The sequence below is a fragment of the Streptomyces sp. NPDC031049 genome (assembly GCF_055571015.1).
In genome coordinates, this window is the sequence record NZ_JBVIGC010000018.1 from 146869 (window position 1) to 156450 (window position 9582).

Annotated in this window: 7 protein-coding genes; 2 read left to right on the plus strand and 5 right to left on the minus strand. The window is 71.6% G+C overall.

The window, feature by feature from the left end; translation table 11 throughout:
• Nucleotides 1-61 precede the first annotated feature (61 nt).
• Nucleotides 62-1291 (plus strand): cysteine--1-D-myo-inosityl 2-amino-2-deoxy-alpha-D-glucopyranoside ligase, encoded by a 1230-nt coding sequence (gene mshC, locus ACZ45Q_RS27310; protein ID WP_468266051.1) that lies wholly within the window; start codon nucleotides 62-64, stop codon nucleotides 1289-1291.
• Between the two features lie 90 nt (nucleotides 1292-1381).
• Here the strand turns inward: mshC and ACZ45Q_RS27315 are convergent, their stop codons facing one another.
• The 5 genes from ACZ45Q_RS27315 to ACZ45Q_RS27335 form a co-directional block, all read right to left on the minus strand.
• Nucleotides 1382-2374: a PAC2 family protein gene (locus ACZ45Q_RS27315; protein ID WP_468266053.1), complete on the minus strand. Its 993-nt coding sequence runs from the start codon at nucleotides 2372-2374 to the stop codon at nucleotides 1382-1384.
• 207 nt (nucleotides 2375-2581) lie between these two features.
• A complete protein-coding gene (locus ACZ45Q_RS27320; RefSeq protein WP_468266055.1) occupies nucleotides 2582-4198 on the minus strand; it encodes a glycerol-3-phosphate dehydrogenase/oxidase in 1617 nt (538 codons plus the stop codon).
• Nucleotides 4199-4217: 19 nt separating this feature from the next.
• Nucleotides 4218-5756, minus strand: a complete 1539-nt coding sequence (gene glpK / locus ACZ45Q_RS27325) for a glycerol kinase GlpK (RefSeq protein WP_468266057.1) — start codon at nucleotides 5754-5756, stop codon at nucleotides 4218-4220.
• An 82-nt stretch (nucleotides 5757-5838) separates the two neighbouring features.
• On the minus strand, nucleotides 5839-6633 hold the full coding sequence (locus ACZ45Q_RS27330; RefSeq protein ID WP_468266059.1) for an MIP/aquaporin family protein: 795 nt from the start codon (nucleotides 6631-6633) through the stop codon (nucleotides 5839-5841).
• A gap of 340 nt (nucleotides 6634-6973) precedes the next feature.
• Nucleotides 6974-7738, minus strand: coding sequence for an IclR family transcriptional regulator (locus ACZ45Q_RS27335; protein WP_468266061.1), 765 nt, complete (start codon nucleotides 7736-7738; stop codon nucleotides 6974-6976).
• 306 nt (nucleotides 7739-8044) lie between these two features.
• On the opposite strand from ACZ45Q_RS27335, the gene ACZ45Q_RS27340 reads away from it, so the two are divergent.
• A partial coding sequence (locus ACZ45Q_RS27340; RefSeq protein ID WP_468266063.1) for a homocysteine S-methyltransferase family protein occupies nucleotides 8045-9582 on the plus strand: 1538 nt, incomplete at its 3' end.

Genomic DNA, 9582 nt, shown 5'->3' on the forward strand with positions numbered 1-9582 from the left:
CCCGGCCAACCCGCACCGTCCGGTTCGTGGACGGAACACCCGTCCGGTTAGGCTCATGTACATGCATGCCTGGCCCGCTTCCGAGGTCCCCGCCCTGCCCGGTCAGGGCCGCGACCTCAGGATCCACGACACCGCGACCGGCGGCCTGGTCACCCTCGACCCCGGTCCCGTCGCCCGTATCTACGTCTGCGGCATCACGCCGTACGACGCCACCCACATGGGGCACGCGGCGACCTACAACGCGTTCGACCTCGTGCAGCGCGTGTGGCTCGACACCAAGCGGCAGGTTCACTACGTCCAGAACGTCACCGACGTGGACGACCCCCTCCTGGAGCGTGCCGTGCGGGACGGCATCGACTGGGCCGCCCTCGCCGAGAAGGAGACCGCCCTCTTCCGCGAGGACATGACGGCACTGCGGATGCTCCCGCCGCGGCACTACATAGGCGCCGTGGAGGCCATACCCGGCATCGTGCCGCTCGTCGAACGGCTCCGCGACGCGGGCGCCGCCTACGAGCTGGACGGCGACGTCTACTTCTCCGTCGAGTCCGACCCCCACTTCGGTCAGGTCTCGAACCTCGACGCCGCCGCCATGCGGCTGCTGTCCGCCGAGCGCGGCGGCGACCCGGAACGGCCGGGCAAGAAGAACCCCCTCGACCCGATGCTGTGGATGGCGGCCCGTGACGGCGAGCCCAGCTGGGACGGCGGCTCCCTCGGCCGCGGGCGCCCCGGCTGGCACATCGAGTGCGTCGCCATCGCCCTCGACCACCTCGGCATGGGTTTCGACGTCCAGGGCGGCGGCTCCGACCTCGCCTTCCCGCACCACGAGATGGGCGCCTCGCACGCCCAGGTGCTCACCGGCGAGTTCCCCATGGCCAAGGCCTACGTCCACGCCGGCATGGTCGGCCTGGACGGCGCGAAGATGTCCAAGTCCAAGGGCAACCTCGTCTTCGTCTCCCGGCTGCGCCGCGACGGCGTCGACCCGGCCGCCATCCGGCTGACGCTGCTCGCCCACCACTACCGCTCCGACTGGGAGTGGACGGACCAGGTGCTGCGGGACGCCGTCGCCCGCCTCGACCGCTGGCGGGCCGCCGTCTCCCGGCCCGACGGCCCGCCCGCCGACGCCCTCGTCGAGGAGATCCGCGAGGCCCTCGCGAACGACCTGGACTCCCCGGCCGCGCTCGCCGCGGTCGACCGCTGGGCCGCGCTCCAGGAGCAGACCGGCGGCACGGACACGGGCGCGCCCGGCGTGGTCTCCCGCGCGGTCGACGCACTGCTCGGCGTCGCGCTCTAGACGTACGGCTCCAGACGTACGGACGGCAGAGGACGGCAGGGGCGCTTCCGGTGATGGAAGCGCCCCTGCCGTCCGTAGGTGGGTGGCCGGTCAGTCCTCCGACGGCTCCTCGTCGTCCCCGCCCGCGCCCGCCTTCGGCGGCTTCGGCGGACGCGTCCGGCCGCTGGGGTTGTCCCGCAGATACGGCGTGCCCGGCGCTGCGTCCCCGCCGTCGGCCGTGGCGTGCCCGCCGGCCGGACCGGCCCCGTCCCGGCGCCGCAGATACCGCTCGAACTCGCGGGCGATCGCCTCTCCCGACGCCTCGGGCAGCTCCGCGGTGTCCCGCGCCTCCTCCAGCGACTGGACGTACTCCGCGACCTCGCTGTCCTCGGCGGCCAGCTGGTCCACGCCCACCTGCCAGGCGCGCGCGTCCTCGGGCAGCTCGCCCAGCGGGATGCGCACGTCGATCAGGTCCTCCAGCCGGTTCAGCAGCGCCAGCGTCGCCTTCGGGTTCGGCGGCTGGGAGACGTAGTGCGGCACCGCGGCCCACAGCGAGACCGCCGGCACGCCGGCGTGGGTGCAGGCCTCCTGGAGGATGCCGACGATGCCCGTCGGACCCTCGTACTTGGTCTCCTCCAGGTCCATGCGGCGGGCCAGGTCCGCGTCCGACGTCGTCCCGCTGATCGGGACCGGACGGGTGTGCGGGGTGTCGCCGAGCAGGGCGCCCAGGATGACGACCAGTTCGATGCCCAGTTCGTGGGCGAAGCCGAGCAGTTCGTTGCAGAACGAACGCCAGCGCATGGACGGTTCGATGCCCCGGACGAGGACGAGATCACGCGGCTTCTCACCGCCGACGCGCACCACGGACAGCCGCGTCGTCGGCCAGGTGATCTTGCGGACTCCGGCTTCCATGAACACCGTGGGGCGGTTGACCTGGAAGTCGTAGTAGTCCTCGGCGTCCAGCGCCGCGAACACCTCGCCCTTCCATTCCCTGTCCAGATGCGCGACCGCGGTGGAGGCGGCGTCGCCGGCATCGTTCCAGCCCTCGAACGCGGCCACCATGACCGGGTCGATCAGCTCGGGAACCCCCTCGAGCTCGATCACCCAGTGCCTCCTTCCGACGTGCCCTCGCGTACGCCCCAACCTTACGGCGTTCCGCGGGGGCGCCCGCAGCCCCCTTGCACGGGGGAGTGAACGGATCACTGCCCCGTTCCCCGGGCCCGGACACCCCGGGGAACGGGCGCGGAACGGCGCATGCGCAGGGCGGCGGCCCCGTCGGCGGGGAGCCGCCGCCCTGCGCGGCCCGGAGGGTTACTTCTTGTCGAGCAGGTCCTGCACCTTGGCGCGGACCTCGTCCGTGGCCAGGCCGCGGATCGTCAGCGTCGTCCGGCGGCGCAGCACGTCGTCGGCCGTCTCGGCCCACTCGTGGTCGCGGGCCCACACGACCTGCGCCCAGATCTCCGGGGCGTCCGGGTGGACGCGCTCGGCCAGCTCGGGGCTCTCGTTGGCCAGGCGGGCGATGTCGAAGGCCAGCGAGCCGTAGTGGGTCGCCAGGTGCCGGGCGGTGTCGGCCGCCATCCGGGGACCCGGCGCCGGCCGGTCCACCAGCAGCCGGTGGGCGACCGCGCGGGGGTTGGCGACGCCGGGCAGCGGCAGCTTCCTGGGCAGCGAGGAGATGGGCTCGAAGTCGTCGCCCAGCGGGTGCCCGGGCAGCGACTCCAGCTTCTTCATCACCGTACGGCCGATGTGGCGGAAGGTGGTCCACTTGCCGCCGGCGACCGAGAGCATGCCGCCCCGGCCCTCGGTGACCACCGTCTCGCGCTTGGCCTTCGCCGTGTCACCGGGGCCGCCCGGCAGCACCCGCAGGCCCGCGAAGGAGTACGTGATCAGGTCCCGGTCGAGCTGCTGGTCGCGGATCGAGAACGCGGCCTCGTCCAGGATCTGCGCGACGTCCTTGTCGTTGACCGCGACGTCCCCCGGGTCGCCCTCGTACGTCTCGTCGGTGGTGCCGAGCAGCAGCATGTCCTCCCAGGGGAGGGCGAAGGTGATGCGGTACTTGTCGATCGGCGTCGCCAGCGCGGCCCGCCAGGGGGAGGTGCGCTTCAGGACCAGGTGCGCGCCCTTGGACAGCCGGATGGACGGCGCGGCGTTCGGGTCCTCCATGCGGCGCAGGTGGTCGACCCACGGACCGGTGGCGTTCAGCACGAGCCGGGCGCTGACACCGAACTCCTCACCGGAGAGCCGGTCCTTGAGCTCGGCGCCGGTCACCCGGCCGCGGGTGAAGCGCAGGCCGGTCACCTCGGCGTGGTTGAGGACGACCGCGCCCGCCTCGACCGCCGCGCGGACCGTCATCAGCGCCATCCGCGCGTCGTTCATCTGGTCGTCGCCGTAGACGGCCACGGCCTTGAGGTTCTCGGTGCGCAGCTCGGGGACGTCCGCCTGCGCCTTGGCGGGGGAGAGCAGGTGGCCGACGCCGTCGCCGAAGGCGGACAGCGCCGAGTAGGCGAAGACGCCGGCTCCGAGCTTCGCCGCGCCGTGCGGCCCGCCCTTGTACACGGGGAGGTAGAAGGTGAGCGGGTTCGCCAGGTGGGGGGCCACCTGCCGGGAGACCGCACGGCGCTCGAAGTGGTTCTCCGCCACCAGCTTCACCGCGCCGGTCTGGAGGTAGCGCAGGCCGCCGTGGAGCAGCTTGGAGGAGGCGGAGGAGGTGGCGCCGGCGAAGTCGCCGGCGTCGACCAGTGCCACCCTGAGGCCGGACTGCGCGGCGTGCCAGGCGGTGGAGATGCCCAGGATGCCGCCGCCGATGACGAGGAGGTCGTACGACGCCTGGGAGAGCTGCTCCCGGGTCTCGGCCCGGCTCGGGTTCGAGCCGGAGGCCGGGCGCGTCCCCAGGGCGGGTATGGACTGCAGGGTGGACTGAGTGGTCATTGCGGTTTCTTGCTCCTCGTCAGCTCTCGTCGTCGATCCAGCCCATGGTCCGCTCGACGGCCTTGAGCCAGCTCTTGTACTCACGGTCGCGGGTCTCCGCGTCCATGCGGGGGGTCCACTCGGCGGCCCGGCGCCAGTTGGCGCGCAGGTCGTCGGTGCTGTTCCAGAAGCCGACGGCGAGGCCGGCGGCGTAGGCGGCGCCGAGGCAGGTGGTCTCGGCGACCATCGGGCGCACCACGGGGGCGTCCACGAAGTCGGCGAGGGTCTGCATCAGCAGGTTGTTGGAGGTCATGCCGCCGTCGACCTTGAGGGCGGCCAGCTCCACGCCGGAGTCCTTCGTCATGGCGTCGGCGATCTCCCGCGTCTGCCAGGCGGTGGCCTCCAGCACGGCACGGGCGAGGTGCGCCTTGGTGACGTACCGGGTCAGACCGGCGATGACGCCACGGGCGTCCGAGCGCCAGTACGGGGCGAACAGGCCGGAGAAGGCCGGCACGAAGTAGGCGCCGCCGTTGTCCTCCACCGACAGCGCGAGGGTCTCGATCTCGGCGGCGGTGGAGATCAGGCCCATCTGGTCGCGCATCCACTGCACCAGCGAGCCCGTGACGGCGATCGAGCCCTCCAGCGCGTAGACCGGCTTCTGCGCGCCGATCTGGTAGCCGACGGTGGTCAGCAGGCCGCTGTAGGAGTTGATGATCTTGTCACCGGTGTTCATCACCATGAAGGTGCCGGTGCCGTACGTCGACTTGGTCTCGCCCTCGGAGAAGCAGGTCTGGCCGAACAGGGCCGCCTGCTGGTCCCCGAGCGCGGAGGCGACCGGGATGCCGCCGAGCAGCTCGCCGAGCCGGCCGCCCTTGATCTCGCCGTAGACCTCGGCGGAGGAGCGGATCTCGGGCAGCATCTGCTGCGGCACGCCGATGGACTCGCAGATCTTCTCGTCCCACTGCATGGTGTGCAGGTTCATGAGCATCGTGCGCGAGGCGTTGGTGACGTCGGTGACGTGCTGTCCGCCGTTCACACCGCCGGTCAGGTTCCAGATGACCCAGGTGTCCATGGTGCCGAAGAGCAGGTCGCCCGCCTCGGCGCGCTCGCGCAGGCCGTCGACGTTGTCGAGCAGCCAGCGGGCCTTGGGGCCGGCGAAGTAGGAGGCGAGGGGGAGCCCGGTCTCCCGGCGGAAGCGGTCCTGGCCGACGTTGCGGCCCAGCTCCTTGCAGAGGGCGTCGGTGCGGGTGTCCTGCCAGACGATGGCGTTGTGGACGGGCTCACCGGTGTTCCTGTCCCACAGCACGGTGGTCTCGCGCTGGTTGGTGATGCCGATGGCCTTGATGTCGTCGCGGGTGATGCCGGCCTTCTCGACGGCCCCGGCGACGACCTCCTGGACGTTGGTCCAGATCTCGGTGGCGTCGTGCTCGACCCAGCCCGGCTTGGGGAAGATCTGCTCGTGCTCCTTCTGGTCGACGGAGACGATGCGGCCGTCGCGGTCGAAGACGATGCAGCGGGAAGAGGTCGTGCCCTGGTCGATGGCGGCGATGAACGGGCCGGCGGTGTGAGCGTCGGTCACTGTGTGCTCCTGAGTTCCGTGGTTGAGGTCGGTACGTACGTCGCGTGCTGTGCGGCTCAATGGTCGCGTGGCGGGGACCCGCTCAGGCGAAGGCGACGTTGTAGACACCTGCGGCGATCGCGCCGCCGATCAGCGGACCGACGATCGGGACCCAGGCGTAGCTCCAGTCGGAGCCGCCCTTGTTGGGCAGGGGCAGCAGGGCGTGCACGATGCGCGGGCCGAGGTCACGGGCCGGGTTGATCGCGTAACCGGTCGGCCCGCCGAGGGACAGGCCGATCGAGACGACCACGAGCGCGGTGATCAGGCCGCCCAGGATGCCGAGGCCGTTGCCCGCGTCGTTCAGGCCCTGGGTGAGCACGGCGAGCAGGAGCACGAAGGTGCCGATGATCTCCGTGGCGAGGTTCTGCACGGTGTTGCGGATCTCGGGGCCGGTGGAGAAGACGCCCAGGACCGGGCCGGCACCCGTCTCCTGCGCCTCGACGGACTTGGCCATCGTGTCCTGCGCGCCCGGACCGCCGACGATCTCCCGGTCGGTGAGGTGCGCCTGGAACTGGCCGTAATAGGCCACCCACACCAGCACCGCGCCGATCATGGCGCCGAGCAGCTCGCCGGCGAAGTAGACCGGGACGTTGCTCCAGTCCCCGTCCTTGACGGCGATGCCGACCGTGACGGCGGGGTTGAGGTGGGCGCCGGAGAGCGGAGCGGCGACGTACACCGCCGTCATGACGGCGAAACCCCACCCGAAGGCGATGGCGAGCCAGCCGGCGTTGCGGGCCTTGGAGGCCTTGAGCGTGACGGCGGCGCAGACTCCGCCGCCGAGCAGGATGAGTATGGCGGTACCGATGGTCTCGCCGATGAAGATGTCGGAGCTGGACACCCGCGACTCCTTTGTCCTTCGTCCAGGGAGCCGACCCCCGGGTCCCACCGGGGATTGGCGCCCTCAGGGGTGAGAGCGATGCCGGCCCTTGGCGTTGTCACACTGTAGCGCGTATTGCCGGTAGGTGTTCGACAATGCCGACCGATGGACGGGAGTCTTTCCCCGGCGTCAGGCGTGCGTCAAGAGCTCTGTTTGGCGAAAACGCGATCGTTACTGATCGCCTTCGCCCGTCGATCTTCGGTGGCCGCCGGGCCGGTCGGCGCGCCGGCCGAGCTCTTGGGCACGCAGAAATCCGGAACGCCGCCCGGCGCCCCGGTGTCCACCGCTCGCTGCCCCGCGCTCAGAACCGCCCGGCGCCGAGGTCCCGCGACACCGCGCGGGCGCAGTCCCGTACCGCCGCCACCAGCTCCGGGCGCAGCTCGCCGTCCGGGCAGACGCGCTCCACGGCGCCGGTGATGCCCACCGAGCCGACCGGCATCCGCCGGCGGTCGTGGATGGGGGCGGCGATGGAGGCGACGCCCTCCCAGGTCTCCTCCACGTCCGCCGCGTAGCCACGCGCGCGGGTGAGGTCCAGGACGTGCTCGAAGGCGTCCGGCTCGCAGACGGTCCGATCGGTGAACGCCTTGCGGTCCGCGTCCAGCGCCTCGCTGTGCGCCACCGGGTCGTACGCCGACAGCACCTTGCCCAGGGCCGTGGAGTGCAGCGGCTGCATCGCCCCGATCTCCAGGACCTGCCGGCTGTCGTCCGGCCGGAAGACGTGGTGCACGATCAGCACGCCCTGCTGGTGCAGCACGCCCAGGTACACGCTCTCGCCGCTGGAGCGGGCCAGGTCGTCCGTCCACACCAGGGCACGCGCCCGCAGCTCGTGCACGTCCAGATAGGTCGTGCCCAGCCGCAGCAGCTCCGCGCCGAGCTGATAGCGCCCGGAGGCGTCGTCCTGCTCGACGAAGCCCTCCTGCTGGAGGGTGCGCAGGATGCCGTGCGCGGTGCCCTTGGCGAGGCCCAGCGAAGAGGCGATGTCCGACAGTCCGAGCCGCCGCTCGCCGCCCGCGAGGAGCCGCAGCATCGCGGCCGCCCGTTCGAGCGACTGGATGTTCCGTGCCATCGCCGTCCTGCCTCCGTCCCCTTCGACCGTCGACCCGCGACGTCGCTGCCGCTGTTCGGCAATGTCGAACACTACCGGTCCATGCCGACCTCCCGCTAATGCCCGGTCGCCAACTCTTAGCACCCGCCTCGAACGACGCGCCCCCCGGCGTCCGACCTGACATCCTCGTCCCGGCCCGTGGACGCCTTGGTCCATCCTGCGACCGTCCCGGCTACCCTGGCGGCGTGCGTCCTCCCCGGGGCGTTGTGCGCAGCGGGCCCGGGAAGCCGCAAAGCCGACAGCCGTCGCACCATAGGGAGCCCTTTCATGGCCTCGTCGCCGCCCACCCCGTCCGCCGACACCCGGACCCGTGTCACCGCCCTCCGCGAGGCGCTCGCCACCCGTGTGGTGGTCGCCGACGGGGCGATGGGCACCATGCTCCAGGCGCAGAACCCCACGCTGGACGATTTCCAGCAGCTGGAGGGCTGCAACGAGGTCCTGAACCTGACCCGCCCGGACATCGTCCGCTCGGTGCACCGGGAGTACTTCGCCGCCGGTGTCGACTGCGTGGAGACCAACACGTTCGGCGCGAACCACTCCGCCCTCGGCGAGTACGACATCGCGCACCGTGTCCACGAGCTGTCCGAGGCCGGCGCCCGGGTGGCCCGTGAGGTCGCCGACGAGTTCGCGGCCGGGGACGGGCGGCAGCGCTGGGTGCTGGGCTCGATGGGCCCCGGCACCAAGCTGCCCACGCTCGGCCACGCACCTTACGGAGTGCTGCGCGACGCCTACCAGCAGAACGCCGAGGGTCTGGTGACCGGCGGCGCGGACGCGCTGCTGGTGGAGACCACGCAGGACCTCCTCCAGACCAAGGCCGCCGTGCTCGGCGCGCGGCGCGGTCTGGACGCGCTCGGCGTCGACATGCCGCTGATCGTGTCGGTGACCGTCGAGACGACCGGCACGATGCTGCTGGGTTCGGAGATCGGCGCCGCGCTGACCGCGCTGGAACCGCTCGGCATCGACATGATCGGCCTGAACTGCGCGACGGGTCCGGCGGAGATGAGCGAGCACCTGCGTTACCTCGCCCGGCACTCCCGCATCCCCCTGTCCTGCATGCCGAACGCCGGTCTCCCGGTGCTGGGCAAGGACGGCGCCCACTACCCCCTGACGGCGCCGGAGCTGGCGGATGCGCAGGAGACGTTCGTGCGGGAGTACGGGCTGTCGCTGGTGGGCGGCTGCTGCGGGACGACGCCGGAGCACCTGCGGCAGGTCGTGGAACGGGTGCGCGGCCAGGCGCCGACCGTGCGGGACCCGCGTCCGGAGCCGGGTGCGGCGTCGTTGTACCAGTCGGTGCCGTTCCGGCAGGACACCTCGTATCTGGCGATCGGTGAGCGGACCAACGCCAACGGGTCGAAGAAGTTCCGGGAGGCGATGCTCGAGGGCCGCTGGGACGACTGTGTGGAGATGGCCCGCGAGCAGATCCGCGAGGGCGCCCACATGCTGGATCTGTGTGTGGACTATGTCGGCCGGGACGGTGTGGCCGACATGGCCGAGCTGGCCGGCCGCTTCGCGACGGCGTCGACGCTGCCGGTGGTGCTGGACTCCACCGAGGTCGAGGTGATCCGGGCGGGGCTGGAGAAGCTCGGCGGGCGCGCGGTGATCAACTCGGTGAACTACGAGGACGGGGATGGCCCGGAGTCCCGCTTCGCGAAGGTGACGCGGCTCGCGCGGGAGCACGGGGCGGCGCTGATCGCACTGACCATCGACGAGGAGGGCCAGGCGCGGACGGCGGAGAAGAAGGTCGAGATCGCCGAACGTCTCATTGCGGATCTCACCGGGAACTGGGGGATCCGGGAGGAGGACAT

Coding starts and splice junctions, on each gene's coding strand:
- ACZ45Q_RS27320 (WP_468266055.1), bottom strand. CDS start 4,198: ATGACCACTCAGTCCACCCTGCAGTCCATACCCGCCCTGGGGACGCGC.
- mshC (WP_468266051.1), top strand. CDS start 62: ATGCATGCCTGGCCCGCTTCCGAGGTCCCCGCCCTGCCCGGTCAGGGC.
- ACZ45Q_RS27335 (WP_468266061.1), bottom strand. CDS start 7,738: ATGGCACGGAACATCCAGTCGCTCGAACGGGCGGCCGCGATGCTGCGG.